General features: G+C 60.9%; 16 protein-coding genes. 12 read left to right on the top strand and 4 right to left on the bottom strand.

Translation table 11 applies throughout. The features are described 5' to 3' along the window. Positions 1-743: 743 nt before the first annotated feature. Complete coding sequence (ilvA, locus tag JOE33_RS05815) at positions 744-2,279, bottom strand: threonine ammonia-lyase, biosynthetic (protein WP_209924045.1); 1,536 nt, start codon at positions 2,277-2,279, stop codon at positions 744-746. Positions 2,280-2,518: 239 nt separating this feature from the next. On the opposite strand from ilvA, the gene JOE33_RS05805 reads away from it, so the two are divergent. Then, complete coding sequence (locus JOE33_RS05805) at positions 2,519-2,833, top strand: hypothetical protein (RefSeq protein ID WP_054993573.1); 315 nt, start codon at positions 2,519-2,521, stop codon at positions 2,831-2,833. Between the two features lie 6 nt (positions 2,834-2,839). On the opposite strand, the gene JOE33_RS05800 is transcribed toward JOE33_RS05805, so the two are convergent. Together JOE33_RS05800 and JOE33_RS05795 are read right to left on the bottom strand one after the other, a co-directional pair. Then, positions 2,840-3,880, bottom strand: a complete 1,041-nt coding sequence (locus JOE33_RS05800; RefSeq protein WP_032614761.1) for an AraC family transcriptional regulator — start codon at positions 3,878-3,880, stop codon at positions 2,840-2,842. A 2-nt stretch (positions 3,881-3,882) separates the two neighbouring features. Next, positions 3,883-5,016, bottom strand: a complete 1,134-nt coding sequence (locus JOE33_RS05795) for a carbon-nitrogen hydrolase family protein (protein WP_010437307.1) — start codon at positions 5,014-5,016, stop codon at positions 3,883-3,885. Between the two features lie 208 nt (positions 5,017-5,224). Here JOE33_RS05795 and JOE33_RS05790 point away from each other — a divergent pair, with 208 nt between their 5' ends. The 5 genes from JOE33_RS05790 to JOE33_RS05770 all read left to right on the top strand — a co-directional run bounded on the left by JOE33_RS05790 (position 5,225) and on the right by JOE33_RS05770 (position 12,769). Further along, positions 5,225-7,264, top strand: coding sequence for an NADPH-dependent 2,4-dienoyl-CoA reductase (locus tag JOE33_RS05790; protein WP_122693657.1), 2,040 nt, complete (start codon positions 5,225-5,227; stop codon positions 7,262-7,264). Positions 7,265-7,348: 84 nt separating this feature from the next. Further along, positions 7,349-8,293: a pyridoxal-phosphate dependent enzyme gene (locus JOE33_RS05785; protein ID WP_187625289.1), complete on the top strand. Its 945-nt coding sequence runs from the start codon at positions 7,349-7,351 to the stop codon at positions 8,291-8,293. 148 nt (positions 8,294-8,441) lie between these two features. Continuing rightward, positions 8,442-9,779, top strand: coding sequence for an MFS transporter (locus JOE33_RS05780; protein WP_187625288.1), 1,338 nt, complete (start codon positions 8,442-8,444; stop codon positions 9,777-9,779). A 501-nt stretch (positions 9,780-10,280) separates the two neighbouring features. Beyond that, positions 10,281-11,489: an MFS transporter gene (locus tag JOE33_RS05775; protein ID WP_010435655.1), complete on the top strand. Its 1,209-nt coding sequence runs from the start codon at positions 10,281-10,283 to the stop codon at positions 11,487-11,489. Beyond that, entirely contained in the window at positions 11,489-12,769 is a 1,281-nt protein-coding gene (locus tag JOE33_RS05770; protein ID WP_010435658.1) for an arsenic transporter, read from the top strand. The genes JOE33_RS05775 and JOE33_RS05770 overlap by 1 nt, the downstream gene beginning before the upstream one ends. On the opposite strand, the gene JOE33_RS05765 is transcribed toward JOE33_RS05770, so the two are convergent. Further along, complete coding sequence (locus tag JOE33_RS05765) at positions 12,735-13,718, bottom strand: DUF1853 family protein (RefSeq protein ID WP_054993569.1); 984 nt, start codon at positions 13,716-13,718, stop codon at positions 12,735-12,737. The two genes, JOE33_RS05770 and JOE33_RS05765, sit on opposite strands and share 35 nt — an antisense overlap. Before the next feature lie 370 nt (positions 13,719-14,088). Here JOE33_RS05765 and JOE33_RS05760 point away from each other — a divergent pair, with 370 nt between their 5' ends. The 6 genes from JOE33_RS05760 (at position 14,089) to JOE33_RS05735 (ending at position 19,145) form a co-directional block, all read left to right on the top strand. Beyond that, positions 14,089-15,156, top strand: coding sequence for a GGDEF domain-containing protein (locus tag JOE33_RS05760; protein WP_187625287.1), 1,068 nt, complete (start codon positions 14,089-14,091; stop codon positions 15,154-15,156). Between the two features lie 139 nt (positions 15,157-15,295). After that, complete coding sequence (locus JOE33_RS05755) at positions 15,296-16,186, top strand: NAD(+) kinase (RefSeq protein WP_003409651.1); 891 nt, start codon at positions 15,296-15,298, stop codon at positions 16,184-16,186. Beyond that, on the top strand, positions 16,186-17,151 hold the full coding sequence (locus tag JOE33_RS05750) for a metallophosphoesterase (protein WP_003409653.1): 966 nt from the start codon (positions 16,186-16,188) through the stop codon (positions 17,149-17,151). The genes JOE33_RS05755 and JOE33_RS05750 overlap by 1 nt, the downstream gene beginning before the upstream one ends. Before the next feature lie 2 nt (positions 17,152-17,153). Then, positions 17,154-18,026: a rhomboid family intramembrane serine protease gene (locus JOE33_RS05745; RefSeq protein WP_096102866.1), complete on the top strand. Its 873-nt coding sequence runs from the start codon at positions 17,154-17,156 to the stop codon at positions 18,024-18,026. A 28-nt stretch (positions 18,027-18,054) separates the two neighbouring features. Then, a complete protein-coding gene (locus tag JOE33_RS05740; protein ID WP_187625286.1) occupies positions 18,055-18,315 on the top strand; it encodes a DUF1315 family protein in 261 nt (86 codons plus the stop codon). Further along, positions 18,312-19,145 (top strand): DUF2797 domain-containing protein, encoded by an 834-nt coding sequence (locus tag JOE33_RS05735; RefSeq protein ID WP_024639083.1) that lies wholly within the window; start codon positions 18,312-18,314, stop codon positions 19,143-19,145. Before JOE33_RS05740 ends, JOE33_RS05735 begins: the two co-directional genes overlap by 4 nt. Positions 19,146-19,151 lie beyond the last annotated feature (6 nt).

Raw genomic sequence — 19,151 nt, 5'->3', positions numbered from 1 at the left:
CGGAGACGATAATCATAGGTCTCCAGAGAACATCTATCGTGCCCATGCTCCGCGTGGGCATACCAGTCTGGACGCTCTGCGTCCTCTTGCGACGCAGAGCGTCGTGAACTGCATTCCCACGCTGGAGCGTGAGGAACGATAGTCGTCAGGGATCACACTATCGTGCCCATGCTCCGCGTGGGCATACCGGTCTGGACGCTCCGCGTCCTCTTGCGACGCAGAGCGTCGTGAACTGCATTCCCACGCTGGAGCGTGAGGAACGATAGTCGTCTGGGATAACACTATCGTGCTCATGCTCCGCGTGGGCATACCGGTCTGGACGCTCCGCGTCCTCTTGCGACGCAGAGCGTCGTGAACTGCATTCCCACGCTGGAGCGTGAGGAACGATAGTCGTCAGGGATCACACTATCGTGCCCATGCCCCGCGTGGGCATACCGGTCTGGACGCTCCGCGTCCTCTTGCGACGCGGAGCGTCGTGAACTGCATTCCCACGCTGGAGCGTGAGGAACAATAGTCGTCAGGGATCGCTATCGTGCCCATGCTCCGGTGGGCATGCCGGTCTGGACACTCTGCGTCCTCTTACGACGCAGAGCGTCGTGAACTGCATTTCCACGCTGGAGCGTGAGAAACGATAGTCGTCAGGGAGAACACTATCGTGCCCATGCTCCGCGTGGGTATGCCGGTCTGGACGCTCCGCGTCCTCTTGTGACACGAAGCGTGAGGAACGAGAAGTATCCACGGCCTCAGCCCAGAAACAGTCTGTACGCCGGGTTCTCGCTTTCGTCCCAATACGGGTAACCAATCTCGTCCAGCGCAGCACCCACCAGATGCCGCTCCTCCTCGGGAACCACCAGCCCGGCAACCACTCGGCCGTCAGCTGCGCCGTGGTTGCGGTAGTGGAACATCGAGATGGTCCAGCGCCCGCCCAGGCGGTTGAGGAAGTTGAACAGCGCGCCCGGTCGCTCCGGGAACTCGAAGCGCAGCACCACTTCATCATTCACCCGCTCGGCATGCCCGCCGACCATGTGGCGAATGTGCAGTTTGGCCAGTTCGTTGTCGGTCAGGTCCAGCACCGGGAAACCCTGCCCGGTCAGGCTGGCAATCAGGGCGCTGCGCGGGTCGTTCTCGGGATGGGTCTGGACGCCGACGAAGATGTGCGCCTCGCGGTCGGTGTGATAGCGATAGTTGAACTCGGTGATCTGCCGCTTGCCGATGGCCTCGCAGAAGGCCTTGAAGCTGCCCGGTTGTTCGGGAATGGTCACGGCAATGATCGCCTCGCGACCTTCGCCCAGTTCGGCGCGTTCGGCCACGTGACGCAAGCGGTCGAAGTTGACGTTGGCCCCGGAGTCAATCGCCACCAGCGTCTGGCCGCTGACGCCGCGCTGCTCGACATACTTCTTGATCCCGGCGACGCCCAGTGCACCGGAGGGCTCGGTGATCGAGCGGGTGTCGTCGTAGATGTCCTTGATCGCCGCGCAGATCTCGTCGGTGCTGACGGTGATGACTTCATCGACATAATGGCGGCACACTTCAAAGGTGTGATGGCCGATCTGCGCCACCGCCACTCCGTCGGCAAACAGCCCGACCTGGCTCAGCACCACACGCTCCCCGGCGGCCATCGCCGCCTGCAGGCAGTTGGAGTCGTCCGGCTCGACGCCGATGATCTTGATCTCCGGACGCAGGTATTTCACGTAGGCCGCGATACCGGCAATCAGACCGCCACCGCCGACCGGGACAAAGATCGCATCCAGCTGGCCCGGCTGCTGGCGAAGAATCTCCATCGCCACGGTGCCTTGCCCGGCGATGGTGTCAGGGTCGTCATACGGATGGATGTAGACGAAACCCTGCTCATCGACCAGCTTCAGCGAGTAGGCCAGCGCTTCCGGGAAGGAGTCGCCGTGCAGCACCACAGTGGCACCCCGCGATCGCACGCCTTCGACCTTGATCTCCGGCGTGGTGCGCGGCATGACGATGGTCGCCTTGATCCCCAACTCACGCGCCGCCAGCGCCAGGCCCTGTGCATGATTGCCCGCTGATGCCGTCACTACCCCACGCGCAGTCTGCTCTGCGGGCAATTGCGCGAGCTTGTTGTACGCGCCGCGAATCTTGAACGAGAACACCGGCTGCAGGTCTTCGCGCTTGAGCAGCACCTGATTGCCCAGCCGTTCGGACAGCTGACGAGCGCCTTGCAACGGCGTTTCGATGGCGACGTCGTAGACGCGGGAGGTGAGGATTTTGCGTACGTAATAGTTGAGCAGATCGTGCGGGTCCTGGCTCATCGCGTCGCCCCTTTATACGTCGTCGCGCCTGGAAACTGGGCGAATGCGCAAGGCAAATCAATAATCAGGTCCAGAGCGGCGAGAAGGGCGATAGAGCGAGGGATTACGATCATGTCTGACTCCTGATTCGGCAATGTTGCCCGGGAGACAGAAGAAACCCGCCTCCAGGGCGGGTTTTTTGCAAACGTCGGCTAACCCGCCATGACTGGAATGACGGTAATAATAATCTGGCCGAGGTTGTGCTTGATGAGGTTCATGGGCTGGAGGTTAGGTCGACACCGGCATGCAAGTCAATAGCGTCAGTCCGCTACACAGGCGACAAGGATGCTGAATCGGTCACGGTCTTTTTCGTCTGTTTGACAGGAATCAACATTTTTATTTCACATTGGCACTTTAATGTTGATCTTGCGGTCAGTTATTTCAGCTTTGATTATCACCCCCACTCACTCAGCCAAGAGGGCGAAGAAATGGACGAATACCAGGAAGAACTGCTTGAATACCGTGCATCGGAACTGGACCCGGTAGAGCCTGCCGACGACGCTACCGAACTGTGAACGGCTTCATGCGCTTTGACGCTGGCTGCGGCGAAACTCTCCCGGAGTCTGCCCGTTCCAGCGTTTGAAGGCGCGTTGAAACGCCTCTGCAGAAGCGAACCCCAGCAGGTAGGCGATCTCCCCGAACGCCAGTTCAGTGTCGCGAATGTAAGTCATTGCCAGGTCGCGCCGCGTGTCATTGAGCACTGCGCGAAAGCAGGTACCTTCCTCGGCCAGCTTGCGACGCAGCGTCCAGGTCGGCAGCTTGAGCCTCGTCGCCACTTCTTCGAGATCCGGTTCACTTCCGCCGTTCAATAGCGGCCCCAGCAATTGAATGATGCGTTCACGCAGGCTGCGGGTGCGGGTCTGTTGCTCCAGTTCTCCTTCGCATAACTGCAACAGGTGCCGCCAGGTGCTCGGGCAATGGTCCGGGTTGCGCAATGCCAGACTGCTCTGATCCAGGCGCAGTTGATTGGTCGCCGCGCCAAACACCACCGGGTTATCACTCAATACGGCGTATTGCGCGGCATAGTCAGGCGCTTCGAATTCGATCTCGACGCGTTGTGCGCGCAGTTCTGTACCTGCCAGCGTCGAAAGCTGACCCAGCCAGCCAGCTAAAATCGAGTCCACTACAAACCTGTTGTAAGCGTTATAGGGGCTGATTGAATAGAAGCGCATCCAGGCGCCGCCGGCATCCTCGTGGAAGCTCGACTGGCCGCGATAATTGGAGCCGTACAAGGGTTCAAAGCGGATCAGGTTGCGTGCCGCCTCGCGCACGTTGGGTGCCTGGGCAGCGGTGATACCGGCCAGGCCGGCCTGCGCGAAACGACTGAGCTGGCCCATGCGCAGGCCCAGCCCGGGCTGGCCGGTCAGCTGGATGGCTGCATGTCCCAGGCGCATGTAGCGCGGAATCGACAGCCGCGCCCCGGCCTGGCTCAGGCGAATGGGGTCAAGACCGTACTGCTCCAGGAGTGCGTCAGGGCTGCTGTCGAAACTGTTGACTGCATCGGTCAGGCTCTGGATGAAACCCACCGACAGATCACCGAGGCGCAGGGTCGGGGTCGGCATCGTCAAAGCCAGAGGTTGATCAGGCGCGCACCGCCAACGGCAGCATTTTCCTGCGGCGGCTCGGCGATCGTTTGTCCTGCGTGGCTGGCAAAACTTTGCCCGGCCACGCCTTGATTCCAGAACTGCCCGCGCATGAACACACTGATCCCCGCCTGCGCAGTGCTTTGCGGAGCACGCCCGGTCAACGTCAGCTGATGCCAGGCTTCGCCCTCGCTAGGGCTGTCGTTCGGCACGTCAATGTCTGAATGCCGCGGCTTGCGCCACGCTTCGGACCAGGCGGCCTTGCCGATCACAAAGGCCGGCACCGCAATCAATTGTGCGCCGCTACGGTTCAGGCGCGCGTAATTCTCCGGGTACCAACTGTCGCTGCCGATCAGCACACCCAGACGCCCGGCCGGGGTGTCGATCACATTCAACGGCGCGTCGCTTGCCGTGCGCACATGACGCTTCTGATAGCGGTCCGGGTACAACTGCCGCTGCGGCTGGCCGAGCGGCAGGCCATCGCTGCCAAACGTCAGGCTGCTGTTGTACAGGGCGCCGCTGCCGACTTTCAGTTGACCGCCTTCAACGCTGGGATCGGGCAGCACAATCGAGCCTGCCACCAGCGTGACGCCAAACTCTCTGGCCAGGCCGCCAAACAGCGCCTGATAGTCTCGCGCCATTGATCGGGCCTTGATCCGAAGGTAGGCGTCATCCAGACGGTCCCTGCCTTCGGCCTCGAGCATCGCCTTGATGAATTGCAGCGGATTGCTCCACGACAACCATTCCATGGCTTCATCCACCGTCGCGGCCTGATAGAGCTGATCCTTCTCGCCACTGGCGAACAGCCAGGTGCCGATATGTTCCGGCAGCACCACCACCGTGCGCGGATTGATCAGCCCATTGTCGCGGGCCTGTTGCAGATAAGCGGCGAGCTTGCGGTGCAGTCGCTCGGGGTTCTGATAATCAGTGGGGAACAGCTCGGGCTCGATCCCCAGCAGATTGCCGCGCTCACCGGGCTGGCCTTCATTGATGGCCAGGCGGATGCGCAGATCGGACAGGTAGTGACCCGCCGGACGTTGTCCGGTCCAGATCGCGTAGCTGACGAGGCTGGCAACGCTCAGCAGAACCAGACAGATGGCGAAGAGTTTGCGCATAAACAGATCGAATGATGGCCATCGGGAAATTGTCGACTAGGGTAGGGCGGCGCCGGGCGCTTGCCAAGTGCCGCTGCGCGTTTGGATCAATAACTTGTCACTTTCGGTCATTGAGTGTGTGGCGGTATGCGTCTTTACTGTTGCCAAATGAATCAGAGGATCCGCAGAGGTCCTTGCTATTCCGTGATTGACTCGATGGAGCTTCGCCATGACTGCTGCTCATTATCCGCACCTGCTGGCCCCGCTGGACCTGGGCTTCACGACCTTGCGCAACCGCACCCTGATGGGCTCGATGCACACCGGTCTTGAAGAGCGGCCGGGTGGCTTCGAGCGCATGGCGACCTATTTTGCCGAGCGCGCCCGTGGCGGGGTCGGGCTGATGGTCACCGGCGGCATTGCGCCCAACGAAGAAGGCGGTGTCTATGATGGCGCGGCAAAACTCACCAACGCTGAAGAAGCGGATCGCCATCGCATCGTGACGCGTGCGGTACACGAGGCTGGCGGCAAGATCTGCCTGCAGATCCTCCACGCCGGTCGCTATGCCTACAGCCGCAAGCAAGTCGCGCCGAGTGCCATTCAGGCACCGATCAACCCGTTCACGCCGCGAGAGCTGGACGAAGAGGGCATCGAAAAGCAGATCGCTGATTTTGTGACCTGTTCGACGCTGGCCCGCAGTGCTGGTTATGACGGTGTCGAAATCATGGGCTCGGAAGGCTACTTCATCAATCAGTTCCTGGCCGCGCATACCAACCACCGGACCGACCGCTGGGGCGGCAGCTATGAAAACCGCATGCGTCTGGCGGTCGAGATCGTCAGGCGCGTGCGTGAGGCGGTCGGGGCGCAGTTCATCATCATCTTTCGCCTGTCGATGCTCGATCTTGTGGAAGGCGGCAGCAGTTGGGAAGAGATCGTCGCGTTGGCCAAGGCAGTCGAGCAGGCCGGTGCGACCCTGATCAACACCGGTATCGGCTGGCATGAAGCGCGCATTCCGACCATCGCCACCAAGGTCCCGCGCGCCGCGTTCAGCAAGGTCACTGCCAAGCTGCGCGGCTCGGTGAGCATCCCGCTGATTACCACCAACCGGATCAACACACCGGAAGTTGCCGAGCGCATTCTCAGCGAAGGTGATGCGGACATGGTTTCGATGGCTCGTCCGTTTCTGGCCGATCCCGAGTTCGTCAACAAGGCCGCTGCCGGCCATGCCGAACGCATCAACACCTGCATCGGCTGCAATCAGGCCTGTCTTGACCACACCTTCGGCGGCAAGCTGACCAGCTGTCTGGTCAATCCGCGTGCCTGCCACGAGACCGAGCTCAATTACCTGCCCACCCTGCAGATCAGGAAAATTGCCGTAGTGGGCGCCGGTCCTGCCGGTCTGGCCGCTGCAACCGTTGCCGCACAGCGCGGGCATGAGGTGACGCTGTTCGATTCGGCCAGCGAAATCGGCGGCCAGTTCAATATCGCCAAGCGTGTGCCGGGCAAGGAGGAGTTCGCCGAAACCCTGCGCTACTTCCGTAACAAAGTGCAGGAGACCGGTGTTCAGCTGCGTCTCGGCAATCGGGTAACCGCTGCAGACTTGCTGGGCGCAGGCTTTGACGAGGTGATTCTGGCGACCGGCATCGCTCCGCGCACACCGGCCATTCCCGGCATCGATAACCCCATGGTGTTGAGCTATCTGGACGTCATATTGCAGCGCAAGCCCGTCGGGCGCCGGGTGGCGGTGATTGGCGCGGGTGGCATCGGTTTCGATGTGTCGGAATTTCTCGTGCATCAGGGCGTGGCCACCAGCCTGGATCGCGAGGCTTTCTGGAAAGAGTGGGGTATCGATACGACGTTGCAGGCTCGCGGCGGTGTCGCCGGGGTCAAACCCGAAGTCCACGCGCCGGCACGTCAGGTGTTTCTGTTGCAGCGCAAGAGTTCCAAGGTCGGCGACGGCCTGGGCAAGACCACCGGCTGGATTCACCGCACGGGGCTCAAGAACAAACAGGTACAGATGCTCAATGCTGTGCAGTACCTGAAAATCGACGATGCAGGGCTGCATATTCGCATTGGCGAAGACGGCGAAGAACAGCTGCTGGCGGTGGATAACGTGGTGATCTGTGCCGGGCAGGACCCGTTGCGCGAACTGTATGACGATCTGCTCAATGCCGGGCAAAGCGTGCACCTGATCGGCGGAGCGGATGTGGCCGCCGAGCTGGACGCCAAACGCGCCATAGACCAGGGCTCACGCCTGGCCGCCACCCTGTGACAGACAATGCCTGATCAAGGGCTTCGCGACGCAGCCCGCTGATCGGCGAAGACCCTGAAACGGCTTGTCTGTAAACTGCGGCGCATGATGCTCGACGCCCTCGGCTGGCAACCTACTGCTCCCCTCGAACGCTTGAACCTGCCCTGGCTGCAAGAGGCCGGGGTCGAGGTTGCGATTCTGCGCCTGGACCTTATAGACGCGCTGATCAGCGGCAACAAATGGTTCAAACTCAGCGAGCACCTGAGCCTGGCTGTCGACGCGGGTGCCGAGGGATTGATCAGCCTCGGCGGTGCGCACTCCAATCATCTGCATGCCCTGGCTGCTGCAGGCAAGCGCTTCGGTTTCCCGACAGTCGGCCTGTTGCGCGGTCATGCTCAGCAGACGCCGACGGTGCTCGATCTGCAGGCTTTCGGCATGCAACTGCACTGGCTGGGTTACGCCGGTTATCGTCAGCGACATGCTGCGGGCTTCTGGTCGCCCTGGCAGGCCCGCTATCCAGGTCTTTGTCCGATTGCCGAAGGCGGTGGCGGGCTTGCCGGTGCGTCGGGTTGCGGTCGGTTGCGGACAATGCTCGACGAGCAGCTCGCGCATCTTGGCTGGGACGATTATCACGGATGGTGGCTGGCTGCAGGCACCGGCACCACGCTTGCCGGCTTGCTGTTGGCAGAGGCGGGCGCTCGCCCGGTTTATGGGGCGATGGCTGTGCCCGAGGGTCATGGGGTCGCGCAAAACATCATGGCTGTGCTGAATGAGGCGGCTGGCGCACAGGCCGATGTCGCGCATTGCCTGCCACCGACCTGTGTTCTGTTCGATGCCAGCCGCGGCGGTTTCGCCAGAACCGACGCGGCGCTGCTCGGTTTCATTGCCGACAGTGAGGCGCAGAGCGGCGTACCTCTGGAACCCCTGTACACCGGCAAGGCGTTGCTGGCCCTGCATGATGATGTGCTGGCTGGTCGTTTCGAGGCCGGCACCCGCCTGGTCTTCGTCCACACCGGAGGCCTTCAGGGGCGGCGCGCAATGGGCCTGTAAGCCACGTAGCAGAGCCTTTGGCATGAATTCTGCGCAGATCAGTGGCGAGACGTCGGCCATGACTATGTGGATGACACTCCTGGAGCGGGGCATCCGGGTCGCTGTCTCGATAATCGATCCATTCCAGATCAAGACGCCGAGGTCAGCCATGACAACTACTACCGTAGAGCAAGTCGATCCTGCCACGCTGAAAAAAGTCATCGTCGCTGCGGCCATCGGCAACTTTGTCGAGTGGTTCGATTTTGCTGTGTATGGCTTTCTGGCGACGACGATCGCACTGCAGTTTTTTCCCAGCGGCGACAGCAGTGCGGCGTTGCTGAAAACCTTTGCCGTGTTCGCCGTGGCCTTCGCATTTCGACCGCTGGGCGGGATTTTCTTCGGCATGCTGGGTGACCGGATCGGGCGCAAGAAAACCCTGGCGATGACCATCCTGCTGATGGCCGGTGCCACCACGCTGATCGGCCTGTTACCGACCTATGCCGCGATCGGCGTGATGGCGCCGGTTCTGCTGACCATCATTCGCTGTGCGCAGGGTTTCTCGGCCGGCGGGGAGTATGCCGGTGCCTGCGCCTACCTCATGGAGCATGCCCCGCGCACGCAACGTGCCTGGTACGGCAGTTTCGTTCCGGTCTCGACGTTCTCCGCATTCGCTGCCGCCGCAGTGGTGGCCTACGCGCTGGAGTCGTTTCTGTCGACCGAGGCCATGGGCAACTGGGGCTGGCGTCTGCCGTTTCTGATTGCTGCACCGCTGGGGCTGGTCGGGCTGTACCTGCGCTGGAAGCTCGATGAAACCCCGGCGTTTCAGGCGGTCGCTGAAGAACATGCCGTCGCTCACTCGCCGCTCAAGGACACCTTGCGCCATCACGCAGCGGCGATGTGCTGTCTGGGCGCATTCGTGTCATTGACGGCGTTGTCGTTCTACATGTTCACCACCTATTTCGCGACCTACCTGCAAGTGGCCGGTGGACTGAGCAGGGCAACGGCGCTGCTGGTTTCGTTGATCGCTCTGGCCTTTGCCGCCGCCCTCTGCCCACTGGCCGGTGCCTATTCGGATCGGGTAGGGCGCCGGGTCACCATGGCAACGGCCTGCATTCTGTTGATGGTCGTAGTGGTTCCATCATTCCTGATGGCCAGCTCCGGTTCGTTCATCGCCTCGATCATCGGCGTCATGCTGCTCGCCGTGGGCGCAGTACTATGCGGCGTGGTAACAGCCGCACTGTTGTCGGAAACCTTTCCCACCCGTACCCGCTACACCGCCTCGGCGATCACCTACAACATGGCCTACACCCTGTTCGGCGGTACTGCGCCGCTGATGGCAACCTGGCTGATCAGCATGACCGGCAGCAACCTGTCGCCAGCGTTCTACCTCATCGCCGTGGCAGCACTTGCAATGGCCGGCGGCATGGCCCTGCCGGAAACCTCGAAAATCTCGCTGCATGATGTACCCGCTACAGGCGAAGAGTCGGTGGTGGGGTCAATTGCCTGAGGACAAGGGCAGGAAACAGGAGCGGGGACTTTGCTTACTTTGGTCCCTCAAAGTAAGGCGCCGTAAGGGCGCAAAGGTGACCTGAGCCAAACACCAATCCACCTGACATCGCAGAACCGCTGTGTGACGCAGAGCGTCACGAACTGCATTCCCACGCGGAGCGTGAGGAACGAGAGGTGCTCCTGAGAACACCTATCGTGCCCATGCTCTGCGTGGGCATGCAGTTCTGGACGCTCCGCGTCCGGTCTTGAACAGGTGGCGCAGCGCAGAGTTTGTGACGCCGAGCCTCATGAACTGCATGCCAATGCGCAGCATCGGCGCACCAGCCGAACACAGGAAAAGCCATGCCCGGCAGAACACTTGCCTACCCGTCAGCAAAAACGCAACAAAACGTGGCACAGTCGCCCCGAAAAATGGCACATTGGCGCGCCCTGGTACACGTGACACATCTTGTAATCATCTGTGCCGGGCGAACCGCGAACCCTTTTACGGATGAATACCATGGCGACCAGTGCTCCGCCCGTGACGGCGAAGGCCTCGACCACCCCTCAAACCAGCCCGCTGGTGATGCGCATCATCGGTGCCGTCGCCCTCGCGCACCTGGTCAATGACCTGATTCAGGCCATCCTTCCGTCGATCTACCCGATGCTCAAGGCCAGCTACGACCTGAGCTTCACCCAGATCGGCCTGATTACCCTGACATTTCAGATCACGGCATCGCTGCTGCAGCCCTGGGTCGGTTATTACACTGACCGCCATCCCAACCCGCTGGTACTGCCCGTCGGATCGATCTGCACGCTGATCGGTATCGTGATGATGTCGCTGGTCGGCAGCTTCCCCTTGATTCTGCTGGCCGCCGCATTGATCGGCATCGGCTCGTCAACGTTCCACCCGGAAGCCTCGCGTATCGCGCGACTGGCCTCAGGTGGTCGCTACGGGCTCGCGCAATCGACCTTTCAGGTCGGTGGCAACACAGGCACTGCGTTCGGACCGTTGCTGGCCGCGGCGATCATCATCCCGTTCGGCCAGGGCAATGTCGCCTGGATCGGGCTGTTTGCGTTGTTCTCGCTGGGGCTGCTGTATGCAATCAGCCGCTGGTATCGCGCACACCTCAACCTGTTCAAGCTCAAGGCTGGTCAGGCTGCCACTCATGGTCTGTCCAGAAAACGCGTGATTGCCTCGTTGGCAGTGCTGGCGTTTCTGGTGTTTTCCAAGTTTTTCTACATGACCAGCCTGACCAGCTATTTCACCTTCTACCTGATCGAGAAATTTGGCCTGTCGGTCGCCAGCTCGCAGCTGCACCTGTTCCTGTTTCTGGGCGCCGTGGCGGCGGGGACCTTTTTCGGCGGGCCGATCGGTGACCGCATTGGCCGCAAGGCGGTGATCTGGTTCTCGATTCTTGGCGCTGCGCCATTCACCCTGGCGCTGCCCTATGCGGATCTGTTCTGGACCAGCGTACTCAGTGTGATCATTGGCTTTGTCCTGGCCTCGGCCTTTTCCGCCATCGTGGTCTACGCCCAGGAGCTGGTGCCTGGCAACGTGGGCATGATTGCCGGGCTGTTCTTCGGCCTGATGTTCGGCTTCGGCGGCATCGGCGCTGCCTTGCTCGGCTATCTGGCCGACAGCCATGGCATCCTGTTCGTCTACACGCTGTGCTCGTACCTGCCGCTGCTCGGCATCCTCGCGATTCTTCTGCCTCGGACCAAATAATGCTGATAGCAACGCTGATTTTCCTGTTCACCATCACGCTGGTCATCTGGCAACCCAAGGGTCTGGGCGTAGGCTGGAGTGCCGTACTGGGGGCAATACTGGCGTTGCTGACAGGCGTCGTGCACTTCAGTGATATCGCTGTGGTGTGGGGCATCATCTGGAATGCCACGGCGACGTTCATTTCGCTGATCATCATTACGCTGCTGCTCGATGAGGCCGGTTTCTTTGCCTGGGCAGCGCTGCATGTGGCGCGCTGGGGCAAGGGTAACGGACGCCGTCTGTTTGCCCTGTTCGTGCTGTTCGGTGCGCTGGTGTCGGCCTTGTTCGCCAACGATGGTGCAGTGCTGATCCTCACCCCGATCGTCATTGCCATGATGCTCGCATTGCGCTTTTCGCCTGCCTCGACGCTGGCATTCGTCATGGCGGCCGGTTTCATCGCCGATACGGCCAGCCTGCCGCTGGTGGTCTCGAACCTGGTGAACATCGTCTCGGCGGATTACTTCAAGATCGGTTTCAACCGTTATGCAGCCGTCATGGTGCCGGTGAATCTGGCCAGTGTCGCCGCCACCCTGGCCGTGCTGATGTGGTACTTCCGTCGGGACATTCCCGCCGAGTTCGAGCCCGAGCATCTGGACAAGCCGGAAACGGTTATCCATGACCGCGCCACGTTTCTGGCCGGTTGGGCGGTGCTGCTGATTCTGCTGGTGGGTTGTTTTGCCCTTGAGCCGTTGGGCATCCCGATCAGTGCGATCTCGTCGGTGTGCGCAGTGTTGCTGCTGGGCATCGCCGCCAAAGGGCATACCATCAAGACCAGCAAGGTGATGAAAGAAGCGCCGTGGCACATCGTGGTCTTTTCGCTGGGTATGTACCTGGTGGTCTATGGCCTGCGTAACGCCGGGCTGACCGATTACCTGGCCAGCTTGCTGGACTGGTTCGCGGGCTATGGCATCTGGGGCGCGGCGATGGGCACCGGCCTGATGACTGCGTTCCTGTCTTCGATCATGAACAACATGCCCACGGTACTCATCGGGCTGCTATCCATCGACGCAAGTCATGCCAGCGGCGCCATCCAGGAAGCGATGATCTACGCCAACGTGATCGGCAGCGACCTCGGCCCGAAAATCACGCCTATCGGCAGTCTGGCCACGCTGCTCTGGCTGCATGTGCTGCAGCGCAAGGGCATCACCATCAGTTGGGGCTATTACTTCAAGGTCGGTATCGTGCTGACCGTGCCTGTGCTGCTGGTCACACTGGCTGCGCTGGCATTGCGATTGAGTTGAGCGGATGACTGGTGTCGGCCAGATTCGGCCACATGTCCGACACCAGAAACAGCCGCTCGGCTTCCTCCCAGTGGCCCTCGGCATTCTCCCTGAGGCGCACCAATAGCTGCGCCGGGGCCAGCGGATCGAGTTCATTCAGCCAGTCTTGCAACTGCTGATCGCTCCACGCCTGGTTGTAGAGTGCAGGCGCCAGCCAGGCATGGCGCGGCAGGGGCTGCCAGCGTCCCGGCTGGCTTTGCGCCAGGAACGACCTCCAGTCACGCTGATGCAGCCAGAGCCCCTTGAGGTGCTGCGGATGAACGCCGGCAGGGGATTGGCATGAGCCTGGCCACGGATACAACAGGTAGCCGCCCAGCCACAACCGCGCGCTGAACGCTTCGACGCCCAGCGCTTCCAGCGTCGCCCGGCTTTCCGGGCGCGCGGACATCGGCAACTGATGCTGGCTCAGATGGGCCAGCTTGCGGTCCAGCCGATCCTGACAGCCAGGCCCCAGCCAGTGCGCCGGATCGCTGCCATCGCCGTCCTGCGGCCCGAGGTAGAGCTTGATCGCCAGTTCGACGTGGTGCACGCCTTCAGCATCACGCAGCAGCATGTCCAGCTCGCCCAGAGTCTGGCTGCCAAGCCTGATCGGCAGGTTGGCTGCGATTATTTCCACCCCCGGCGCATGTTGCACGGCGAATTGCCAGAGCCGTTCGTAATAGCGGCCCAGTCTTCGCGTGGTGGCCTGCGCCAGCCAGTCTTCCAGCGGGCGGCTGTCGCGGTCCAGTTGCCAGAGAAAATCCGCCAGTTGCTGTGGGGCCTTTACCCAGTCGCTGCCCGCCAGTGGGTGGCGCTGCGGCCAGGGTGCGGTTTCAAGCATGGGCGGTGCGAGGATCACCCAGGCAAGGTCGCGCACTTCGGAATGCCGCAATTGGCGGGGGAGATCGATCAGGCCGGGGAATAGAGTCATGCGCCGAGGATAGCGTGAGTCGCCGCCGACAGACAGTGTGTTCGGCAAGCGGCCCATTCGCGCCGGAGTTTCTGCTTCGCAGACAGCATATGACGTACGACGTGCGACAAGATGTTCATTGAATAAAGAAACGTTATTGAGAGTTATTAGGCGCCTTCTCTTTGTGCAAACTGTCATTCATATCCAGTATATTGTTTGCGTCAAACAGTTCAGGCGCCGGTCAATGATGTTCATTGCCCGGTGTGTCTCAATGATGGTCACCTGGTGGTGAATGTCATTCAATCAGTCGGTCGACTCTTGGGCTGCTTAATATAGGTGGTCTTCAGGCGGCGGATATTCGACTCGGCAAATCGGATGCCTGGAGTTTTCTATGAACGGTGACATGCAGACCCGGATAAAACAGCTGCTCTCACCCGCCATTGCGCGTGTGCAATGTATTGCCATCGTGTGTTGGCTGATTGTTCTCTCGGTCACGCCATATCTGCAATTCGGTCCGCCGGAAATGCTGCTGACCCTTGGCCTGCTGGGGGCGTGCGCATTGCAATACCGGGCGGTTGACTTCAGGGTCTGGCGCTGTGTGGGCATGGCATTCGTGATCATTGTGGCACTGTGCTTTTCAAGGGCGGGACATTTGCGCACCGGGACGGACATCAACTGGTCACTCTCGGTCGCCGTGATGATTATCCTGTGTTCGACATTGTTAGTGGTGTATACCCGGGATTATCTTCTGGTGGCGATACTCGCCTGGTGTATTCTCTCCCCCGCCCAGGGGGTCGATACCGACAGTGTTGCGACTATGTTCATGACGCTGTTCTTTATCACGTCGGTCAGTCTGGGCAGTGTGATGAATCACACTTACACGCGCACACTTCGTACCGTATTGAGTCTGGAACATCAGTTTCGTGAACTGTCGTTGACCGATGACCTGACCGCTATATTGAATCGCCGGGCACTGATGCAGGCACTGGATAATCATGTGCTGAATAACTCCGCGGGTTATTTTCTGATGCTCGACATTGATGACTTCAAAACGATCAATGATCAATTCGGCCACGACGCCGGTGATCAGGCGCTTCGCGTGATGGCTGGCTGCCTGCAAAAGACCGTGGGCAGTCTTGCCTTTGGGCGAATGGGCGGAGAGGAGTTCGGCGTGATCCTGCCAATGTGCAGTGACGATGACGCTCGGGATTATGTGCTGAGCCTGCTGGACTGCATCAGAAAATCATCCGCTGTGAGCCCGCTGACCTGCAGTGCCGGGCTGGCAGACATCACGGCGGCAGCGGACAGCTCGGCAGTGCTCAAGACCGCCGACATCAATTTGTATCAGGCCAAGCGCGGCGGCAAGGACCGGGCATTCTGGCGAGGCGCGCAGATAGGCATTCTTCAACCCGGCAGCATGAGTACGGAGTACGATGAAAACACCGCGTTGACCCGCTAGGCACCGGCTTGCGTTCCGCCACCCGTGCAAAAGCCCGCAAGGTCCGCGACGTGCTTTTTAAACCCCGGTTTGCTGCTGTCAGGCCCTTTCGCCCATAATCACGTTTTTCAAGTCGTATCGAACCCGCAGCAGGAGCCTCATGGAGCAATTTCGCAATATCGGCATCATCGGTCGCCTGGGCAGTGTTCAGGTGCTCGAGACCGTTCGCCGACTTAAGAGATTCCTGCTGGATCGCCATCTGCACGTCATTCTCGAAGAGACGATCGCCGAGGTCCTGCCCGGTCATGGCCTGCAGACCTCATCGCGCAAGATGCTCGGCGAGGTCTGCGACATGGTTATTGTGGTCGGCGGCGACGGCAGTCTGCTGGGTGCGGCGCGGGCACTGGCCCGGCATAACGTTCCGGTGCTGGGCATCAACCGTGGCAGCCTGGGCTTTCTGACTGACATCCGCCCCGACGAGCTGGAGGTCAAATGCGCCGAAGTGCTCGATGGGCATTACCTGGTTGAAAACCGCTTCCTGCTCCAGGCCGAAGTGCGCCGCCACGGCGAGGCCATCGGCCAGGGCGATGCGCTCAACGACGTGGTGCTGCACCCCGGCAAGTCCACGCGAATGATCGAGTTCGAGATCTACATTGACGGTCAGTTCGTGTGCAGTCAGAAGGCCGACGGCCTGATCGTCGCCACGCCGACCGGGTCGACGGCCTATGCGCTGTCGGCAGGCGGGCCGATCATGCACCCCAAGCTCGACGCCATCGTCATCGTGCCGATGTACCCGCACACGCTCTCCGGGCGGCCCATCGTGGTCGACGGCAACAGCGAGCTGAAAATCGTGGTGTCCAAGGACATGACCATTTACCCGCAAGTGTCGTGCGACGGTCAGAATCACTTCACCTGTGCGCCGGGTGACACCATTACGGTCAGCAAGAAGCCGCAGAAACTGCGTCTGATCCACCCGTTGGATCACAATTATTACGAGGTCTGCCGCACCAAGCTCGGCTGGGGCAGCAAGCTCGGCGGCGGGGGCGATTAATGCTCGATCCGGCGCGTGGCTATGATCTGATCGGTGACGTGCACGGGTGTGCCCATACCCTCGAGCACTTGCTGGAGCTTCTCGGTTACCGTCTGCAGGCCGGCGTGTGGCGCCATCCCGAGCGCATCGTCATTTTCCTCGGCGACATCATCGACCGCGGCCCGCGTATTCGCGAATCGCTGCACATCGTCCGCGACATGGTTCAGGCCGGTCAGGCGCTGTGCATCATGGGCAACCATGAGTTCAACGCGCTGGGCTGGGTGACACCGGCCCTGTCCGAAAGCGGTCACCAGTTCGTGCGCGAGCACACCCCGCGTCATGCGCGGTTGATCGGCGAGACCCTGGCGCAGTTCGAGCAGTATCCGGATGAGTGGAGCGAGTTCGTCAACTGGTTCTACGAGTTACCGCTGTACCTCGATGCCGGTCGCTTCAGGGTCGTGCACGCTTGCTGGGATGCGACGCTGATCGATCCATTGCGTGGCTTGCATGGCACAGGGTGTATCGACAAGCATTTTGTCCAGGCGTCGGCGGTGCCCGGCAGCTTCGCCAGTAATGTCTTCAACCGTCTGCTGCGTGGCACCGACATGCGTCTGCCGCACGGCCTGACCCTGACTGGCGGTGATGGACTGACCCGCGAATTCTTCCGCACCAAGTTCTGGGAGGATGACCCGCAGACCTATGGCGACGTAGTCTTTCAGCCCGACGCGTTGCCCGAAGGGGTCGCCAAGACGCCGCTGTCCACGTCGGAGAAGAACGCCTTGCTGCGCTACGGCATCAATGAGCCGCTGCTGTTTGTCGGTCATTACTGGCGCAGCGGCATCCCTGCGCCTATCCGGCCGAACCTGGCCTGTCTGGATTACAGCGCCGTACTCTACGGCAAGCTGGTCGCCTATCGGCTGGACCAGGAAACACAGATCGATCCGGACAAATTCGTCTGGGTCGACGTGCAGCGTCCCGAGGTTTGAGAATGAGTCCTGTCGCTGTCCTGCGTTTGCCGCTGACCACCGACCTGAGCGGTTTTGTCAGGCTATTGCTGCGCTTGCAGATTCCTCATCGGGTCAGTGAAGAGGCTGGCGAGCAGGTCCTGTGGGTGCCGGACGCGCCGCGACTGGTCGAGGAGGTGCGCGAGTTGTACACGCGCTTCCCCGAAGGCGACGAGCACGTTCAGCTGACGCAAGACATCGGGAGCTCCACCTACAAGCCGCCCGGCCTGATCGAGCAGTTACGCAACAGCCCGGTGACGGCCCTGGTGTTGCTGGTCACCTTGCTGGTGGCCGGCATGACGCTGCTGGGTGACAACCTCGAAGCCGTCCGCTGGCTGACCTTTCAGGATTTCCGCATCCATGGCGAGTACGCAACGTTTCTGCCGTTGTCCGAAAGCCTGGCGTCCGGGCAGTGGTGGCGGATCATCTCGCCCATGCTCATCCACTTCGGCATCCTGCACCTGGCCATGAACGGCATGTGGTTCTGGGAGCTGGGGCGGCGGATTGAAATTCGCCAGGGCAGCCTGTCGCTGCTGTTGCTGACCCTGCTGTTCTCTTCGGTTTCAAATTACGTGCAATACCTGTTCAGCGGCCCCAGCCTGTTTGGCGGACTGTCCGGCGTGCTGTATGGCCTGCTCGGGCATTGCTGGATTTTCCAGATGCTGGCGCCCAATCCGGTCTATCGCCTGCCGCGCGGGGTGTTGATCATGATGCTGGTCTGGCTGGCGTTGTGCCTGTCCGGGCTGGTGAGCATGCTCGGCTTCGGCGAAATCGCCAACGGTGCGCATGTCGGCGGGCTGATCATCGGTTGTGTCACCGGGCTGCTGGGTGGTGCGATTGCGCGCCGCAAGGCCTAGAATTACCCGCTATTTTCTGGAGTGCGCCATGTCGTCTTTTATAGAAATGATCGAAAACATCACCCCGGATATCTACGAGAGCCTGAAACTGGCTGTGGAAATCGGCAAATGGTCCGACGGTCGCAAGCTCACTCAGGAGCAGCGTGAGCTGTCCCTGCAGGCGCTGATCGCCTGGGAAGCGCAGAACCTGCCGGAAGACCAGCGCACTGGCTACATGGGGCCGCAGGAATGCGCCTCCAAATCGGCACCAGTGTCCAATATCCTGTTCAAATCGGATGCTATTCATTGATCGAAATTGGTCGCGGAGCAGTCAACAAAATGTCGGCGCGTCAGGATGACACGTCGTGTGTGCAATACGCTTTTCGCCTCGGCGAGACCGAGATAGCGGTCAACCCGCTGATCGGCAAGACGCTGCGTCTGGAGTTTCTCGGCGCCATTCATTGCAGTCATTGCGGGCGCAAGACCAAGTCCAGCTACAGCCAGGGTTACTGCTACCCGTGCATGCTCAAGCTGGCGCAGTGCGACCTGTGCATCATGAGCCCGGAAAAATGCCATCACGATCAGGGCACTTGCCGTGATCCGGCGTGGGGCGAGCAGTTCTGCATGACCGATCACATCGTGTACCTGGCCAACTCGTCAGGCGTGAAGGTCGGTATTACCCGCTCTACGCAGTTGCCGACCCGCTGGCTGGACCAGGGTGCAAGCCAGGCACTGCCGATCCTGCGCGTGGCAACCCGTCAACAGTCCGGCTTCGTCGAAGACCTGCTGCGCAGCCAGGTGGCTGATCGTACCAACTGGCGTGCCCTGCTCAAGGGCGATGCTCAACCCGTTGACCTCAAGGCCATTCGCCAGGAGCTGTTCGACAGTTGCGGCGCAGGGCTGCTGGGATTGCAAGAACGATTCGGGCTGCAGGCCATCCAATTGCTACATGACGCCGAGCCTGTCGAGTTTCGTTACCCGGTCGAGGCGTATCCGACCAAGATTGTCAGCTTCAATCTGGACAAGAACCCGATTGCCGAAGGCACGCTGCTGGGGATCAAGGGCCAATACCTGATTTTCGACACCGGCGTGATCAATATTCGCAAATACACGGCCTATCAGCTGGCCGTGCATCAGTAGAAGGAT

Source organism: Pseudomonas sp. PvP027 (assembly GCF_017833005.1).
In the GTDB taxonomy this organism is placed as follows: domain Bacteria; phylum Pseudomonadota; class Gammaproteobacteria; order Pseudomonadales; family Pseudomonadaceae; genus Aquipseudomonas; species Aquipseudomonas congelans.
Note: the sequence above shows the minus strand (reverse complement) of the source record. Positions and strands in the feature narration are given on the sequence as shown.